Below are 15,452 nucleotides of genomic sequence, written 5' to 3' on the forward strand. Positions count from 1 at the left end.
TCATGGGTGCGACGCCGCGTGCTGGCGGGCCAGTCGCTCGTTGTGAATCTTGACGAGTTCGCGGAATCCCAGCCGGTGATACTTCGGTATCGGCTGGATGCCCCACACATCCTGCGCGGTCGCCTTGCCCTCGGCTCCCTCGGGCGGACCGAACGGCGGGTAGGGGTACTTGCACTCCAGCGTGTCGTTGGAGTACCGGATCTTGAGCAGCTCGCTGCAAATCTGGGTGAGGCTCAGCGTTGGGTATCCGTAATAGACGGCCATGAACGGCAACGTGAAGGCGCCCTCGATCACCAGGGCCACCAGGCACACCAATACGGCGCGCTTGATCCATTTGTGCATGCGGGCGTAGTACGGCGTGGTGCCGGGCTCGAGACCGGCGGCCGGGTCTTTGTCGTCGGTGGTAGACGGTGCGGTCATGGCACGGCTCCTTGCTAGTCGGAGAAGATTTCGCGATTGACGGTGTGCAGGTAGGGGATGGCGAGGAAGGGGGTGATGTAGAAGATGTCGTAGAGCCACCAGCCGATGACGGGGAAGACGACACCGGCATATCGCACGTCGGCGAACATGGTCATGTTGAACACGTAGGCCGACCAGATCACCACGCCCATCCAGCACGTGACGACCATCCACTGGTGACCCCAGCGCTTCATCTGTAAGAAGCCGATCGCCGCGGCTACCCGCATCGAGAAGACCGTCAGGATCAGACCGGCGACATAGGCCTTCTCGCCCGGCCCCGCGGCGCCCCCGACCCACAATTCGTTGTAATGCCAGAAATAGCCGGCGTCGAACATGTTGCCCCACCCGACCATCAGCACGCGGTTGATCAGCGTGTGGTTGGCCACCAGGTCCAGGGCCCAGCCGAGGCTGTTGAGCATGCCGTCGATGAGTACCAGGTAACCGATCAGCGTGACGATCATGGGCCGGACCGACAGGCCCGCGCGCAACGCCTGGCGCTGCAGCCACACTCCGCGCATGAAAATGGGGAATCCGATCAAGCCGGGCGCCCACATGCCCATCAGCGCGGCGCCGACGATCATCCACTTGTCGGCGTGCCGCTGGGCGCGGCGGGATTCGTCGTGGTGATCGTCGAGGCCGACCGAACTCGCCTGCGCGGCATCAAGAGTCACAGATCCCACCACCCGCGGGCGAACGACATGTACAGCTGGACGCCGAACATCGCCAGCAGGTAGCCGTAGATGAAGATCTGAAAGACGATGAGCGCCCTCTTGCGCTTCTGCTCCTGTCGGTCCATGCCGGTTGCTCCTTTCTAACGACTGCTGGAGGCATTCGAGGGGGCCAGGCTGGCCGCCGCGACTTCACGTAGACCGTCGGTGATCGCGCCGTCGGTACTCAGCGGCGCGAGTATGCACGCGTTGACCGCGTCCAATTCGGTTGCGCCGGCGGCGATCAACTGTGCGGCCGTGACCAGCACCCTGGTCGACGGCGGTTCGAAGTGAAAGGCCTCGTCGGCGGTGCGGATTGCGACCGCGCATCCGACCAGCCGCGTCGCGGCCGTCAGGGGGATTCCGGATTCGGCGACGATCACCTCGGCCTCGCGGTCAGGCGGCAGATAGTTCATCGCCAGCGTGGCGAACCGCTGGCGGAACGAGGGTTTGAGCTCTTTGAGTGAGCTGCGGTATGCCGGGTTGTACGAGCACACCAGCATGAATTCCCCCGGCGCCTTCACCACCTCGCCGGCTCGGTCGAGGTAGAGCGAGCGCCGGTGATCGGTGAGCGAATGCAGGATCGCCAGTGAGTCGTGCCGGGCTTCGACGACCTCGTCCAGGTAGCAGATCGCGCCGGCCTTGACAGCCCGGGTCAGCGGGCCGTCGGTCCACACCACGTCGCCGCCGGTCACCATGAAACGGCCGACCAGATCGGAGCTGGTGAGGTCGTCGTGGCAGCTGATGGTGACCACGGGTCGTTGCAGCAGTGAGCCCATGTGTTCGACGAAGCGCGTTTTTCCACACCCGGTCGGGCCCGTGAGCATCACCGGAATCCGTTGACGGAAGGCCTGTTCGAACAACTGGACTTCGTTGCCGTTTGCGAAATACGTCTCGGTGGTCATCTCTTCCTCACCAGGCCGGCGCTCACGCGGCGACCAGTTCACGGTGGACATGGGCCAGTACCCGGGGCAGCTCCTCGATACGCCGGATGCGTTGCGACCGACGCGGACCGAACACCTCCGGCAGGGGATCGACGCGGGTGGGACCCACCCCCACGTAGTAGATCGACACCCCGGCATCGTTGGCCTCCTCGACGGCGTGCGCGGCGTCGGCCCAGGCGTAACGACCCTCGTAACCTTCGTCGGAGATCAGGCCGTCGCCGATGACGATCAGCAGCCGCCGCTCGGAGGCCTGGGCCAGCAGCCGGCTCGTCAAATGACGTAGTGGCGCACCGAGTCTGGTGTATCCCCGGGTTGAGAGCCCCAGCCGGCTGGGCGGGACGAACCGGCGGTCTTCGAAGTCCTTCAGGCATCGCACTTCGACGCGATGACGGGTGTTGCCGGTGAAGACAAAAACGCCGTGACGTTCGCGCGCCAGCGTCATGGCACGCGAAAGCGCGTCAGCGCAGGCCAATTCGAGCTGGAACACGCGGCCGCCATGCACCCCCAGCGACGAGCTGCCGTCGAGCAGCAGCGCGGTGGTCACATCGCGGCTGCTGGGCAGCAGGTCGCGGAATACCCTCGGCTCCTTGGCCGCACCGGCGGACAGGTCGATGTAGTGGTTGACGTATTGGTCGACGTCCAGGTCGGAGCCGTCCTCGAGGCGGTTGGTCATCGCGCGGTGGGTGTGCTCTTCGAACCACTTGCGTACGTCGACGGCCACCGGAACGGCCCGGCGGGTCCGCGGGCCGTCAGCATGCTCGGCGCGCTCAATCAGGGCGACGTGGTCGCGCATGAATCGCTGCGTCCACATGTTCCATTCGGGATAGGGAATCCCGGGCCGGTGTTCCGGCGTGATGTCGAGATCGTTGTCCTGCGGGCGGTTCGGTGGCGGCAGGTTCGGGTTGCGGACGCCGCCGTCGCCGCCGACGGGAACCGAGTACGGCCGCGGAATTCGCTTCTGTGTTGTGGTCCAGGGCATCCTGCCGAAGCTGCGCCGCAGCTTGTCTGCCAGCCCGTGCGGGGCGGTGTATGCCACGGGCAACGAGCCCAGCAGCGGATGAATCGGCAATGGCTGGCCGCTGGCCGCCAATGCTATTGCCCGATTGAGCATCTCGGCGCCGTCGAGGTCGCCGGCCTCGGCGTGCAGGTCGGGGAGGAGCCGTTGAATATCGGGGAGCAGGCCGGGCCATCGCGACGCTATCCAGCCCAGCGCCACGCCGGCCTCGATCAGCGTGAGGGCACACAGCTCGCGGGCGGCCAGCTCGTTGAGGCGGTAGCCGGTGACGCGTTCCTTCGATGGTGAACATTGCAGGGCCACACCGCAGGTCAGCACCCGGCGTGTCCAGTCGGGCGGCACGGAATAGGGGACGTGGACGAAGGTGAGCGCCGCGTTCAAACCGAAGCTGCGCCGCTGGCCCGTGACGAGCCGGGCGCCTTCGCGACGCTGCTCGCTCAGCGCGACCGCCGTTACGGCGCAACTACGTTCCAGCGCCATCGCGTGCGCATCGGATTGGTCAGCCATTGCAAGAATCCCGTGCGTCCCGCCTAGCCGGCCCCCCGCTCAGAACGTGCCGATGTTGGAGAACAGCCAGTACCAGAACCAGATGATCAGGCCGGTGCCACCCCACGCGGCGACGTAGCGAAGGATCTCCCACAGATAACCCATGATGTGACTTCCTCTGTAACGTAGTGGATTTCGGCTCGCGCATTTCAGTCGGAGAAGAGCTCGCGGTTGACGGTGTGCAGGTAGGGGATGGCGAGGAAGGGGGTGATGTAGAAGATGTCGTAGAGCCACCAGCCGACGACCGGCAGCACGACGCCGGCGAAGCGCACGTCGGCGAACATGGTCATGTTGAAGACGTAGGTGATCCAGATGACCACGCCCATCCAGCAGGTGATGACCATCCACTGGTGCCCCCAGCGCTTCATCTGCAGGAAACCGATGGCCGCGGCGATGCGCATCGTGAAGACGGTCAGGATCAGGCCGACTTCCAAGGCCTTCTCACCCGGGCCGGCCGCACCGCCGACCCACAGCTCGTTGTAGTGCCAGAAGTAGCCGGCATCGAACATGTTGCCCCAGCCGTTGAGCAGCACGCGGGCCAGGATGGTGTGATTCGCCACCAGGTCGAGCGCCCATCCGACGGTGTTGATCGCTGCGTCGATGATCACGAGGTAGCCGAGCAACGTGACCAGCATGGGCCGCACCGAGAGGCCTTCGCGTTGGGCGCGGCGCAGCAACCGCACTCCCCAGAGGAACAGCGGTAGGCCGAAGATGCCGAGGGCCGCGGTGCCGATCAGCAGACTGCCGGAGATCAGCCATCTGTCGGCCCGGCGCTGCGCGAGTTGCGAGCGCTCCATGTGCTCGTCGATGGTCGGGGCCGTCTGCGCGGCGCGGGTTGACTCGAGCTTCGGCAGATTCACGAACCCTCCGGTGATTGGATCGGCGTGTGCACTATAACAGGCTGACTGTAGTCAGCAGAAGATTGCGGGCAAGCCCGCGCCCACTGCTTGATGCGACATTGGCAGCACTGTCCAACCCCGCAGCAAAGGTCGCTGCTGTGGGCGCCTTCTGCTGACAAAAGTCAGCTCTGGATCGTTGACATGGAGTTCCGGCGATGCCTACGCTCAGCGAGCGCTGAGCCCTTCCGGTCCCCGAAGGAGTAGCAATGAAGCTCGAATCGCCGGCTGACAAGAAGTATCGCGTGATCCAGTGGGGCGTAGGCAATGTCGGGACGATCGCACTGCGCCATTTTGCGCACAACCCCGCCTACGAGGTGGTCGGGGTCCTCTGCAACCGCCCGGAGAAGGTGGGCAAGGACGCCGGCGAGCTGGTCGGTGTCGCGCCCATCGGGGTGCTCGCCACCACCGACAAGGCGGAAATCGAAGCGCTCGACGCCGATTGCGTGTTCTACGCGCCCTTGTGGTCGGATCCCGACGAGGTCTGCCGCCTGCTGCGCTCGGGCAAAAACGTCGTCGCGTCCGGGGGCGCCTGGTGGTTTCGCACCGAGCACAGCCAGGCCGACATCGACAAGATCGATGCGGCGTGCCACGAGGGCGGGACGTCTTTCCACGCAGGGGGAGTCAACCCGGGTTTTGCCGGTGACCTACTGGTTCTGACGCTGGCTCGCATCGTGAGCCGAATCGACTCCATCCACATCTACGAGGTGGTGAACTTCGGCAAGGACACGCTGAAGTATCTGCACGAGATGGGGATGGGGAGTACCCCCGAAGAGTTCAGGGCGGGACCGAATCTGTTGGGCAACGCGTGGCCGCTCTTCGCGCAATCGATGGCCATGGTGGTTTGCGGCCTAGGGAAGACGGTCGACAAATACACGACGGACGTCGAACTGGGAACGGCGATTCGCGACATCCCGTATGAGGGCGGGCCGTCCAGCGACATGCCGGGCTTCAAGGGCACGATCAAGAAAGGCACCGTCGCCTCGCAACATCACCAGTGGACGACGTGGGTCGACAACAAGCCCCTCATCACCTTCCACGAGATGTACACCATGGACTCTTACGACGCCATCGAACCGCGGCCGGATTGGGGCGGGCACTACCACTACCGCATCGTGATCGAGGGCGACGAACCCACCGAGCTGATCCTGCAGGCGCCGGCCGACCCACAGGGCAACTACCCCAAGCCGGGCTACACGTGGACCGCGATGGGTCCGGCGAACACGGTTCCCGCCGTCTGCGATGCCGCGCCGGGCTTTCTCACCCACAAGGAACTCGGCCTCGTGCCGTTGCTCGGCGTGGTGCGCTAAACACGAAAGGCGTTGCGGGTCAGGGCTTCAAGCTGCGCAATGTCCTCGCCACGTAGTCTTCCAGCAGGGCGTGGCCCGTCGGCCAGTGGTTGGTGGTGATCAACAGGGCGTAGAGACCCAACAAAAAGAACACCGCACTGTTCATGGGGTTCACATCCGGATACGTCTCGCCGCGCTCCTGGGCCTGCGCGATCTCCTGCGCGACCAGCACGATCAGCGGGTGATCCCGGCCGTCTTCGGTCTGCGGTCGGGTCTGGGAGAAATGCAGCGCGAGAAAGTCATTGAAGAGCCGATCGCCCAGTCTGCGTTCCAACCCGACCACCAGGCGGACCGCCTCATTCAACGCGGAAGCCAGATCGTGCTTGGACTTCAAGGATTGTGCGAACTGCTTGGCAATGCGGTCCTCTTCGCGACGCTCCAGCGCGAGCAGCACATGTTCCTTGGTGGGGAAGTGAAAGAAAAAGGTTCCGTGGGCGACGCCCGCCGCGGCCACGATCGCGGCCACGTCGGCTTCGGCCATGCCGGCGCGCGCGAACTCCGCGATCGCGGCGCCCATCAAACGCTCCCGGGTCTGCAGGCGCTTAGCTTCCCGCGCCGACAGCCGATCCGTCACAGCCATTTCTTTCCTCACGGTTGACCTGGCTCATGTAAGAGCTTTGAGGCTAACTCGACCAGTATGCCGTGTCTCGGCCAGAAAGGCTTGCACAACTTGAGCATTCTCGGACCGTCGTGACGGTAACAGATGTCTGGCAACGGCTGATCATTGACTTTAGTCAGCAAGCTTCATAAATTGAACGGCGCACACATCTGATCGAGGGAGCCCGGCATGGCATTGGAGCAATTCCGGCTCGACGGGCAAGTCGCGATCGTCACGGGCGCCGGCAAGGGTGTCGGAGCGGGCATCGCGCGCGTGTTGGCGGAGGCGGGCGCCACCATCGTCGGGACCGCGCGTACCGAGGCGGATATCGTTGGCACGATTGAGGGTATCGAGACCGCGGGCGGCAAGGGTCTGGCGCTCGTAGCGGATGCGATGAGCCGTCCGGATTCGGAGCGCGTGGTGAACAGCGCCATGGATCGGTTCGGCCGCATCGACATCCTGGTCAACAATGTCGGTGGTGCCACCTACGCGCGATTCCTGGATATCACCGACGAAGATTTCCGCCATACGTTCGACTGGTGCGTGACGTCGGCCTTCATCATGAGTCAGCTCGCGGCCCCGCACATGCTCAGTGCGGGGCACGGCTCCATCATCAACATCTCGTCGGGATCGGCGCGGTTCGGCATCCGGGCATTGGCCGCATATTGCGTCGCGAAGGGCGGCCTCGAGGCGCTCACCCGCGCCATGGCGCAAGAACTCGCGCCCAAGATCCGCGTCAACGCCATTGCTTTGGGTTCTTTCGCCACCGACGGTCTGAAGGGCAGCCTGGACCTGATGCCGGGGTCGCTGGAGAAGATGCAAGAGGCCACACCGTTGCATCGGCTGGGCGACGTCGAGGACCTCGGACGGCTCGCGGTATATCTGTGCACCCGCGACTGCTACGCGACCAACGCGACTTTTCACGTCGACGGCGGCATCGACTCGAACAATTCTCCGCTGCCGATACCCGACTACTGATCTGCGCTTTTCAGTGAACGCGCCATGATGGGTCGTCACCCACCGCCGGAAGGACGAGGGTAATGCGCAGAGTCATTCAATTCTCCACCGGAAACGTCGGCCGGCATTCGTTGCGAGCCGTCATCGGCAGACCAGACCTCGAACTGGTCGGAGTGCACGCCTCCAGCGCGGCGAAGGTCGGTCAGGACGCGGCGCAGTTGTGCGGCCTGGACGAACCGACCGGCATCGTCGCCACCGACGACATCGATGCGTTGGTAGGCCTGGGCGCCGACTGCGTGGTTTACACCTCGCAGGGCGAAACGCGCCCGATGGAAGCCATCGAGCAGATGGCCAAGTTCCTCGCGGCGGGCACGAATGTGGTCGGTACATCGATGGTCTGGCTGGTCACGCCCCGCCACTGCGACGATTGGTTACGCGAGCCCCTGGAGCGTGCCTGCGCGGCCGGCAACGCCTCGCTGTATGTCAACGGCATCGACCCCGGATTCTCCGGCGATACGCTGGTGCACTCCGCGGTCAGCCTGACCACCCGGGTGTCATCGATCACCGTGCAGGAGATCTTCGACTACGGCAACTACGACGATGCCGAATTCACCGGCGCCGCAATGGGATTCGGCACCACCCCGGATGACGACTCGCCGATGATGTTCTTGCCCGGGGTGATCGTGTCGATGTGGGGCGGTCAGGTCCGCAGTCTGGCGGACAACCTCGACATCAAGCTCGACGACGTGCGCCAGCGCGTCGAACCTTGGTACACCCGGGAGCGCATCGAGTGCTCCATGATGACGGTGCAGCCGGGGCAGATGGCCGCCGTCCGGTTCGCCACGGAAGGCGTCCGCGACGGTGAGCCGGTCATCACCCTCGAGCACGTCACCAGGCTCACCCAGGCCGCCGCGCCCGACTGGGAATTTCCGCCCCAGGGTCATACCGGTGTGCATCGCGTCGTCGTGGAAGGCGAACCCCGGGTCGAAATCAACACCCACGTTTCCCATCCTATGTTCGATTCCACTGATGCCGGCTGCATTTCGACGGCCGGCCGCGTCGTCAACGCGATCGACTGGGTGTGCCGTGCGCCCCAGGGGCTCATCGGTGTCGAGGACATCCCGCTGTCCGCGACGATGCGCGGGCTGATGTGGACCGAACGGTAGCCGGATCCCTGGTATGTCGACATCGCCCTCGGGACGCGTTGTAGGAAAACGCATTCTGATCACCGGCGCCGCCCGCGGCATGGGGCGCAGCCACGCACTGCGGCTTGCGCAAGAGGGCGCCGATCTGATCTTGGTCGACATCTGCCGATCCCTGCCGCAGATCGAATATCCGCTGGCCACAAAGGAAGATCTCGCCGAAACGGTACAGCTGGTGAGGGGATTGGGCCGGCGGTGCGTAAGTCATATCGTCGACGTCCGCGACGATGTCGCGTTGCGCAAGGCCGTCGATGATGGCGTCAGCGAATTGGGCGGCCTGGACGGCGCGGTGGCCAACGCCGGTGTGTTGACCGTCGGGCCTTGGAACACCACAACTCTCGACGACTGGCGCACGGTCGTCGATGTCAACCTGATCGGAACCTGGAACACGTGTGCGGCGGCGATCCCGCATGTGCTCGACCAAGGTGGCGGCAGCCTGGTGAATATCAGCTCCGCGGGCGCCATCAAAGGCTTTCCACTGCAGCATCCTTACACCGCTGCCAAGCACGGTGTCGTGGGCCTGACGTTGGCGTTGGCCAACGAGTTGGCCGCGAAGAGCGTGCGCGTCAATTCCGTGCACCCCACCGGGTGCCCGACCGGCATGATCCCCCCGTCGATCGGAGCCGTCTTCTCCGAGGAACGACCCGACCTGATTCCCACCTTTGTCAACGCGATGCCCACACCGGCCATCGAACCGGTGGACGTCAGCCACGCGGTGCTGTTCCTGCTGTCGGATGAGTCCAGGTACGTAACGGGCCTGCAGTTCAAAATCGACGCGGGCGTGACCATCAGCTAGGACTCCGAACAACGAAGTCACGCCGCTGGCAAACGCGTGCGCTTACCCCAGCTCGCGTCATGCCCATAGGCTGGGCTGCAGATGACATTCGTTCGTCGAAGGAATTTCGTGTGTCGCGCTGATTACGCGTCCGGTAAGGGATACAAATAGCTGACTTCTCAAAGGAGAGCCTTATGAATACGGTGCGGGCGTCCGCCCTTGGCATGACGGCTACCGCGGTGTTGATCAGCGCGACGGTGGTGGGCTGCGGCGGGGACAAGAACACCACGGCACCATCGGGTTCGGCCTCGTCGCCGGCCACCTCGTTCAGCTCCTCGGCGAGCGCGCCGGCATCGCCGGGAGCGCCGGCGGACTACAGCCACCTGCTGATCAAGCCCAGCGACATCGGCCCCAACGCCACGGCCGACGGGCCGCCGAGCCAGAATCCCAGCGGCATCACCGGCGTGGGACAGGTTTTCAAAAACCCCGACGGCAAGCGCACCATCATCGACACCATCGCGGTTTTTCCCGACGCGGGCACGGCCAACCAGACGGCGGCGAACATGCGCGATGTCGTCGGCAAGAAGGTCAACGGGGAGCAGCAGCCGATCGACGTCGGCACCAAGGGGTTTTTGGTGATCGGCCAGGGGACCGACCCGGCCAACCCGATGGAGATCTCCGAGGCGGTCTTCGTCGTGGGCCGGGCCATGGTCGACCTGGAGTCCGACTGCGTCATCGGCAATCCCACACCGGCCGATGTCATGCTCGATCTCGCGCGCAAGCAAGAGGCCGCGGTCAAAGCGGGCTTGCCGGCCGGCTGAGCTCCCGACCGGTTACAGGGGCCAACTGTCCGGCCGCACCTCATAACGCAGGGCGGCGGCGGGAGGCAGCGGCCGCCGATCGTTGACCGATATCGCGTCGATGACGAGCGCGACATACCGTCGCCAACCGTCGCTGTCCGCATCCATGGTCGACAGCACGCTGAAGAGCATCGCGACCAGGCGGGGCAGATCGTCGGTGACGAGGTCGCCGCGGACGCTGCCGGCTCGCTGGCCCGCTCGGGCGAGCTCGCCGAGAGCGGCGTTGAGCGACACCGAGATGTCGGACGTGAGTGACCCGGCCCGGCGCGCGGCGGTCAGCAGGTGGTGTTCGCGCGCCCCCAGCGAGATCGCCGCTTCGATCAGTCGGGTCAGACCCAGCAGCGGGTCCTTGGCGAGGCGGGCGCTGTCGATCACCGGGGTGAGGTCCTCGGCGATGCTCTGATCCAGGGCGGCGCGGACCAGGTCGGCCTTTGCCGGAAATCTGCGGTAGAGGGTCCGCTCACCTACGCCGGCGCGACGCGCGACGGCCTCGACCGGCGCGTCGGGTCCCAACTCTGCGTACACCTCGCGTGCCGCACGCAGGATGCGCTCGACGTTGCGCGCCGCGTCGGCCCGCAACGGCCGATCCTCAACCGCGGTCATGGTGCCCAGCGTAACTGACGGTTGACTGCCAACTAGGCTGGCTTTACGCTCGATAACTGGCAGTCAGGTGACACTTAAGAGGAAATGCGGTTCATGTCAACAACTTCGGAAGTGTGCCCCGACGCCGGCCTACCCGCACTGCCCATCCCGCGGCCAGCGACCTGCCCGCTCGCGCCCCCGCCCGAGTTCCAGGAATGGCGAGACGGTCCCGGGCTACGACGGGCGATGTTCCAGGGAAACCCGGTGTGGGTGGTCAGCCGCTACCGGGACATCAGGGCGGCGCTTGTCGATCCTCGCCTGTCCGCGAAGACCATTCCGGACTCGATCATGCCGAAGGACGACGACAACAAGGTCCCGGTGATGTTCGCGCGGACCGACGATCCCGAGCATCACCGACTGCGGCGCATGATGACCAGCAACTTCACCTTCCGGCGTTGCGAGTCGATGCGGCCGCAGATCCAGGAATGGGTCGACCACTACCTCGGCCAGATGATTGAGCATGGCGCCCCGGCCGACCTGGTGCGCGAATTCGCCTTACCGGTCCCGTCGATGGTGATCGCGCTGCTGCTGGGAGTACCACCGGAAGATCTTGAACTCTTCCAGTTCAACACCACGAAGGGGCTCGACCAGAGGTCCACCGATGCGGAAAAGGGACAGGCCTTCGGCGCCATGTACGCCTACATCGAGGAGTTGGTGGAACGTAAGGCCCGCGAACCTGGCGACGACCTGATCAGCCGCCTGGTCACCGAATACGTGGCGACGGGTCAGCTCAACCGCGCCACCACGGCCATGACCGGCGTGATCATGATGCAGGCCGGCCACGAGACCACCGCCAACATGATCTCGCTGGGAACGGTTGCGCTGCTGGAACATCCCGATGTCTTCGAGCGCCTGGGCCACACCGAGGACCCTGCCGTCATCGCGAACGTCGTCGAAGAGCTCATGCGCTACCTGTCCATCGTGCACAGCCAGGTCGATCGGGTGGCGACCGAAGACCTGATGATCGGCGGTCAGCTGATTCGCGCCGGGGAGTATGTGATGATGAGCTTGCTCGCCGGGAACTGGGACGCGGAGTTCGTCGCCAATCCCGAATCCTTCGACGCCGACCGAAACACCCGCGGGCACTTGGGCTTCGGCTACGGCGTCCATCAGTGCATCGGAGCGAATCTCGCCCGCGTCGAAATGCAGGTCGCGTTCGCGACGCTGGCACGCCGACTGCCCGGCCTCGAACTGGCGGTGGCGCCGGAGCGGTTGAGCTTCAAAGACGCCAACATCTATGGCATGAAAGAACTTCCGGTGCGCTGGTGAGCGGCGAACTGCGGTTTGACGACCAGGTCGCCGTCATCACCGGCGCAGGTGGCGGTCTGGGCAGGCAATACGCCCTGCTGCTTGCCTCGCGGGGCGCGCGCGTCGTCGTCAACGATATCGGCGGCTCGGTGACCGGGCAGGGATCCGACGCCGCGGCGGCGGGCGCCGTGGTCGACGAGATCCGCAACCGGGGCGGCGCGGCCGTCGCCGACAACCACAGCGTCACCAATCCCGAAGGCGGTCAGGCGATCGTCGACACCGCCCTGAGCGCATGGGGACGAATCGACATCGTGATCAACAACGCCGGAATCGTGCGGGACGCGCCCTTCGAGGACATGACCGCCGACCGCTTCGAACCGCTATTGGATGTGCATCTGAAGGGCGCCTGCTACGTGACGAGGCCAGCGTGGAAAGCGATGTGCGAGCAAGGTTATGGCCGCATTCTCAACACCTGTTCGGCTGCCGGAATCTTGGGGGCCGCCGGTATGAGCAACTACGGCTCGGCGAAGGCCGGATTGATCGGCCTGACCCGAGTACTGGCCGCCGAAGCCGCCGGTCGCGACATCAAGGTCAACGCCATCGCCCCGATCGCCCACACGCGGATGCTGGTGCACTCCCTGGACGGTGCCGCGCAGCCCGACGGTCCCGCCGCGCAAGCGGTACTGGATGACCTGGTGGGTCCATACCTACGGCGACTGGATCCCGCGTCGGTGGCTCCCGTGGCGGCCTACCTGACCCACCGGGATTGTGCGGTGTCGGGAGAGATCTATACCGTTGGGGCAGGCCAAGTTTCACGGTTCTTCATCGGCAGGACCAAGGGTTTCTACCGCCCCGGATTGTCCATCGAGGACGTGCGCGACCATCTCGACGAGATCCGCGACGAAGCCGGCTACACCGTGCCGGGCGGAGCCGCCGACGAGATGAGCGAGCTCTTCGCGACCTTGACGGCCGGCTTCAGCAGCTGAACGCGGTGCCGACACCATCCGGTGGTGGCGCCGACTTCAGACAGCCGAACGGCTCGATGCCGGCGGGGCTGAATTTGACCGCCGACTGGTGCGCGTAGTTGACGCAGTACAGGCCCGCTTGGTCGGCGCGGCACCGGTAATCACCGAAGGACAGCGAATCTCCGTTCGCCAGTTCCGGTCCGTTGCCGTTGATGAATGGACCGGGATCGGCTCGCGCGGATCCGACTTGCAGGTTCATCCCGTCGAAGCCGATCCAACCGCCCTGCCATTGGCCATACGCCGTCGCGGGAGCCGGTGGCGGATTGGTCAGACTCACCAGGCAGGCCAGCGCACCACCGGTGTGTTTCGCATCGGTCATGCAGGAGACCTTGCCCGCCATCGCCGTCAGTGCGATGTCGTTGCCCAGCGGCGTGGTGACCCCGTCGCGGGTGGCCGCGTGGAAACGGCTCGGATCGGCGGCGTGACCGGCCTCGACCCAGGCGATGACGTCGGAGATCGCCGCACCCGCGGCCGGCGCGGCGGATGGGCCCGGTGAGGTGTTCCCCGGCGCCCCGGTGGATGACTTGTCGGTGCTTCCGGTGGGCCCCGAATGGCCGCCCGTGCCGTGTGTGCATCCGGCGACCAGTAATGCCGCGGCGATCATCGCAGCTATCCGCATTCAGTCAGGCTAACCGCCGCGCCGGGCAAATAAGGCGCTGTGCGCGCGTTACGGCCGTCATGTCGGTTACCGTCGGGTTATGCATCACCGCACTGTCCGCGCACGCACGGCCATCGGCACGGTCGAGGGCTTCACCCGCGACGGGGTCACTCGGTGGCGGTCGATCCCTTATGCCCGTCCACCCGTGGGAAGCCTGCGGTTTCGGGCGCCGCAGCCGGCCCAGCCGTGGTCGGGTGTCCGGCACTGCCACGGCTTCGGCAATTGCGCGCCCCAACAGCGCCGCTACACCCTGCTCGGCATGTCGCGGTTGGGCGGGCGCTATCAGCCGATGAGCGAGGACTGCCTCACCCTCAACGTCGTGGCCCCCGAGCGCGCTGCCGAGGGACCGCTGCCCGTCATGGTGTTCATCCACGGTGGCGGCTATTTCATGGGCAGCTCGGCGACACCGTTGTACGACGGGGCGGCCCTGGCACGCCGGGGATGCGTGTACGTATCCGTGAACTACCGGCTGGGCGCGCTGGGGTGCGTGGACTTTTCGTCGCTGTCGACGCCGGAGATCACCATCGACAGCAACCTGTATCTGCGCGACCTGGTGCTGGCGCTGCAGTGGATTCGCGACAACATCGCGGGCTTCGGCGGCGACCCGGACAACGTCACCATCTTCGGCGAGAGCGCGGGCGCGTGCATCACCGCCTCACTGCTGGCGGTGCCCGCCGCCGAGGGATTGTTCGCGCGGGCGATCTCGGAAAGCCCGGCCTCGGGCCTGGTGCGGTCGAAAGAGGTTGCGGCAGAGTTCGCGAATCGCTTCGCCAACCTGCTCGGGGTGCGCAGACAGGATGCCGCCGACGCACTGATGCAAGTATCCGCGGCCCAGCTGGTGGAAACCCAGCACCGATTGATCGACGAAGGCATGCAAGACAGGCTGGGCGCCTTTCCGATCGGCCCCGTCTTCGGTGACGACATCCTGCCGATGGACCCGGTCGAGGCGATGCGGCGGGGCGCGGCCCACAAGGTTCCTTTGATTGTGGGCACGAATGCCGAAGAGGGCCGATTGTTCACCCGGTTCCTGACGATGCTGCCGACCAACGAAACGATGGTCGAAGAGCTGCTGGCCGAGGCGGAACCCGCTATCCGCGAACGCATTACCGCTGCATATCCCGACTATCCCGGCCGGAATGCCTGCATCCAGCTCGGCGGTGACTTCGCCTTCGCCTCGGCGGCATGGCAGATCGCCGAGGCCCACAGCGGCCATGCCCCGACGTACCTCTACCGGTATGACTACGCCCCGCGCACGCTGCGCTGGTCCGGTTTCGGTGCCACCCACGCCACGGAGTTGCTCGCGGTCTTCGACGTCTACCGGACCAGGTTCGGCGCGTTGTTGACCGCGGCGGCGGACCAGCGGGCCGCGTTGCGGGTCAGCAACCAGGTGCAGCGCCGGTGGCGCGCGTTCAGCCGCACCGGGGTGCCGGGGGAGGGCTGGCCCCTCTACACCGCCGAAGACCGCGCCGTGATGGTGTTCGACCGCAAGTCCCGCGTCGAGTTCGATCCACACCCACATCGCCGAATGGCATGGGACGGCTTCTCATTGGCCCGGTGAACTGGCACCCTGA

17 protein-coding genes are annotated in these 15,452 nt (G+C 65.4%); 8 read left to right on the forward strand and 9 right to left on the reverse strand.

The genetic code is table 11. From position 1 onward, the window contains the following. The 6 genes from AC5Y30_RS03025 to AC5Y30_RS03050 form a co-directional block, all read right to left on the reverse strand. Positions 1-420: a hypothetical protein gene (locus AC5Y30_RS03025; RefSeq protein ID WP_499916159.1), complete on the reverse strand. Its 420-nt coding sequence runs from the start codon at positions 418-420 to the stop codon at positions 1-3. 14 nt (positions 421-434) lie between these two features. Then, positions 435-1,130, reverse strand: a complete 696-nt coding sequence (locus AC5Y30_RS03030) for a hypothetical protein (RefSeq protein WP_499916161.1) — start codon at positions 1,128-1,130, stop codon at positions 435-437. Continuing rightward, complete coding sequence (locus AC5Y30_RS03035; protein WP_011724800.1) at positions 1,127-1,255, reverse strand: hypothetical protein; 129 nt, start codon at positions 1,253-1,255, stop codon at positions 1,127-1,129. The genes AC5Y30_RS03030 and AC5Y30_RS03035 overlap by 4 nt, the downstream gene beginning before the upstream one ends. Positions 1,256-1,270: 15 nt before the next feature. After that, positions 1,271-2,071: a CbbQ/NirQ/NorQ/GpvN family protein gene (locus AC5Y30_RS03040; RefSeq protein ID WP_499916164.1), complete on the reverse strand. Its 801-nt coding sequence runs from the start codon at positions 2,069-2,071 to the stop codon at positions 1,271-1,273. A gap of 22 nt (positions 2,072-2,093) precedes the next feature. Next, on the reverse strand, positions 2,094-3,632 hold the full coding sequence (locus tag AC5Y30_RS03045) for a nitric oxide reductase activation protein NorD (protein ID WP_499916166.1): 1,539 nt from the start codon (positions 3,630-3,632) through the stop codon (positions 2,094-2,096). 188 nt (positions 3,633-3,820) lie between these two features. After that, positions 3,821-4,468 carry a hypothetical protein gene (locus AC5Y30_RS03050; protein WP_499916765.1) on the reverse strand — a complete coding sequence of 216 codons (648 nt, stop codon included), beginning with the start codon at positions 4,466-4,468 and terminating at the stop codon, positions 3,821-3,823. Positions 4,469-4,776: 308 nt separating this feature from the next. Here AC5Y30_RS03050 and AC5Y30_RS03055 point away from each other — a divergent pair, with 308 nt between their 5' ends. Then, positions 4,777-5,877, forward strand: coding sequence for an NAD(P)H-dependent amine dehydrogenase family protein (locus tag AC5Y30_RS03055; protein ID WP_499916168.1), 1,101 nt, complete (start codon positions 4,777-4,779; stop codon positions 5,875-5,877). Positions 5,878-5,896: 19 nt separating this feature from the next. Here the strand turns inward: AC5Y30_RS03055 and AC5Y30_RS03060 are convergent, their stop codons facing one another. Next, positions 5,897-6,496, reverse strand: coding sequence for a TetR family transcriptional regulator (locus tag AC5Y30_RS03060; RefSeq protein ID WP_499916170.1), 600 nt, complete (start codon positions 6,494-6,496; stop codon positions 5,897-5,899). 207 nt (positions 6,497-6,703) lie between these two features. Here AC5Y30_RS03060 and AC5Y30_RS03065 point away from each other — a divergent pair, with 207 nt between their 5' ends. The 4 genes from AC5Y30_RS03065 (at position 6,704) to AC5Y30_RS03080 (ending at position 10,269) form a co-directional block, all read left to right on the forward strand. Next, positions 6,704-7,492, forward strand: coding sequence for an SDR family NAD(P)-dependent oxidoreductase (locus AC5Y30_RS03065; protein ID WP_499916172.1), 789 nt, complete (start codon positions 6,704-6,706; stop codon positions 7,490-7,492). 62 nt (positions 7,493-7,554) lie between these two features. After that, complete coding sequence (locus AC5Y30_RS03070; protein WP_499916174.1) at positions 7,555-8,637, forward strand: NAD(P)H-dependent amine dehydrogenase family protein; 1,083 nt, start codon at positions 7,555-7,557, stop codon at positions 8,635-8,637. 13 nt (positions 8,638-8,650) lie between these two features. After that, on the forward strand, positions 8,651-9,469 hold the full coding sequence (locus AC5Y30_RS03075) for a mycofactocin-coupled SDR family oxidoreductase (RefSeq protein WP_499916176.1): 819 nt from the start codon (positions 8,651-8,653) through the stop codon (positions 9,467-9,469). Positions 9,470-9,642: 173 nt separating this feature from the next. Further along, positions 9,643-10,269 carry a hypothetical protein gene (locus AC5Y30_RS03080; protein ID WP_499916178.1) on the forward strand — a complete coding sequence of 209 codons (627 nt, stop codon included), beginning with the start codon at positions 9,643-9,645 and terminating at the stop codon, positions 10,267-10,269. A gap of 12 nt (positions 10,270-10,281) precedes the next feature. Here the strand turns inward: AC5Y30_RS03080 and AC5Y30_RS03085 are convergent, their stop codons facing one another. Then, positions 10,282-10,911, reverse strand: coding sequence for a TetR/AcrR family transcriptional regulator (locus tag AC5Y30_RS03085; protein ID WP_499916180.1), 630 nt, complete (start codon positions 10,909-10,911; stop codon positions 10,282-10,284). A 93-nt stretch (positions 10,912-11,004) separates the two neighbouring features. Here AC5Y30_RS03085 and AC5Y30_RS03090 point away from each other — a divergent pair, with 93 nt between their 5' ends. After that, positions 11,005-12,219, forward strand: a complete 1,215-nt coding sequence (locus AC5Y30_RS03090) for a cytochrome P450 (RefSeq protein ID WP_499916181.1) — start codon at positions 11,005-11,007, stop codon at positions 12,217-12,219. Further along, positions 12,216-13,184, forward strand: a complete 969-nt coding sequence (locus tag AC5Y30_RS03095) for an SDR family NAD(P)-dependent oxidoreductase (RefSeq protein WP_499916183.1) — start codon at positions 12,216-12,218, stop codon at positions 13,182-13,184. Before AC5Y30_RS03090 ends, AC5Y30_RS03095 begins: the two co-directional genes overlap by 4 nt. Here AC5Y30_RS03095 and AC5Y30_RS03100 read toward each other — a convergent pair. Further along, positions 13,174-13,842, reverse strand: a complete 669-nt coding sequence (locus AC5Y30_RS03100) for a hypothetical protein (protein WP_499916185.1) — start codon at positions 13,840-13,842, stop codon at positions 13,174-13,176. The genes AC5Y30_RS03095 and AC5Y30_RS03100 overlap by 11 nt on opposite strands. Before the next feature lie 79 nt (positions 13,843-13,921). Here AC5Y30_RS03100 and AC5Y30_RS03105 point away from each other — a divergent pair, with 79 nt between their 5' ends. After that, a complete protein-coding gene (locus AC5Y30_RS03105) occupies positions 13,922-15,439 on the forward strand; it encodes a carboxylesterase/lipase family protein (protein WP_499916187.1) in 1,518 nt (505 codons plus the stop codon). The last annotated feature ends 13 nt before the right edge of the window (positions 15,440-15,452 follow it).

Source organism: Mycobacterium sp. NGS27, from assembly GCF_059813005.1.

What these genes read in the sequence shown, in the direction of transcription:
- AC5Y30_RS03025 (WP_499916159.1), bottom strand. Translation starts at nt 420, where the DNA reads ATGACCGCACCGTCTACCACCGACGACAAAGACCCGGCCGCCGGTCTC.
- AC5Y30_RS03035 (WP_011724800.1), bottom strand. Translation starts at nt 1,255, where the DNA reads ATGGACCGACAGGAGCAGAAGCGCAAGAGGGCGCTCATCGTCTTTCAG.
- AC5Y30_RS03040 (WP_499916164.1), bottom strand. Translation starts at nt 2,071, where the DNA reads ATGACCACCGAGACGTATTTCGCAAACGGCAACGAAGTCCAGTTGTTC.
- AC5Y30_RS03045 (WP_499916166.1), bottom strand. Translation starts at nt 3,632, where the DNA reads ATGGCTGACCAATCCGATGCGCACGCGATGGCGCTGGAACGTAGTTGC.
- AC5Y30_RS03050 (WP_499916765.1), bottom strand. Translation starts at nt 4,468, where the DNA reads ATGGAGCGCTCGCAACTCGCGCAGCGCCGGGCCGACAGATGGCTGATC.
- AC5Y30_RS03055 (WP_499916168.1), top strand. Translation starts at nt 4,777, where the DNA reads ATGAAGCTCGAATCGCCGGCTGACAAGAAGTATCGCGTGATCCAGTGG.
- AC5Y30_RS03060 (WP_499916170.1), bottom strand. Translation starts at nt 6,496, where the DNA reads ATGGCTGTGACGGATCGGCTGTCGGCGCGGGAAGCTAAGCGCCTGCAG.
- AC5Y30_RS03065 (WP_499916172.1), top strand. Translation starts at nt 6,704, where the DNA reads ATGGCATTGGAGCAATTCCGGCTCGACGGGCAAGTCGCGATCGTCACG.
- AC5Y30_RS03070 (WP_499916174.1), top strand. Translation starts at nt 7,555, where the DNA reads ATGCGCAGAGTCATTCAATTCTCCACCGGAAACGTCGGCCGGCATTCG.
- AC5Y30_RS03075 (WP_499916176.1), top strand. Translation starts at nt 8,651, where the DNA reads ATGTCGACATCGCCCTCGGGACGCGTTGTAGGAAAACGCATTCTGATC.
- AC5Y30_RS03080 (WP_499916178.1), top strand. Translation starts at nt 9,643, where the DNA reads ATGAATACGGTGCGGGCGTCCGCCCTTGGCATGACGGCTACCGCGGTG.
- AC5Y30_RS03085 (WP_499916180.1), bottom strand. Translation starts at nt 10,911, where the DNA reads ATGACCGCGGTTGAGGATCGGCCGTTGCGGGCCGACGCGGCGCGCAAC.
- AC5Y30_RS03090 (WP_499916181.1), top strand. Translation starts at nt 11,005, where the DNA reads ATGTCAACAACTTCGGAAGTGTGCCCCGACGCCGGCCTACCCGCACTG.
- AC5Y30_RS03100 (WP_499916185.1), bottom strand. Translation starts at nt 13,842, where the DNA reads ATGCGGATAGCTGCGATGATCGCCGCGGCATTACTGGTCGCCGGATGC.
- AC5Y30_RS03105 (WP_499916187.1), top strand. Translation starts at nt 13,922, where the DNA reads ATGCATCACCGCACTGTCCGCGCACGCACGGCCATCGGCACGGTCGAG.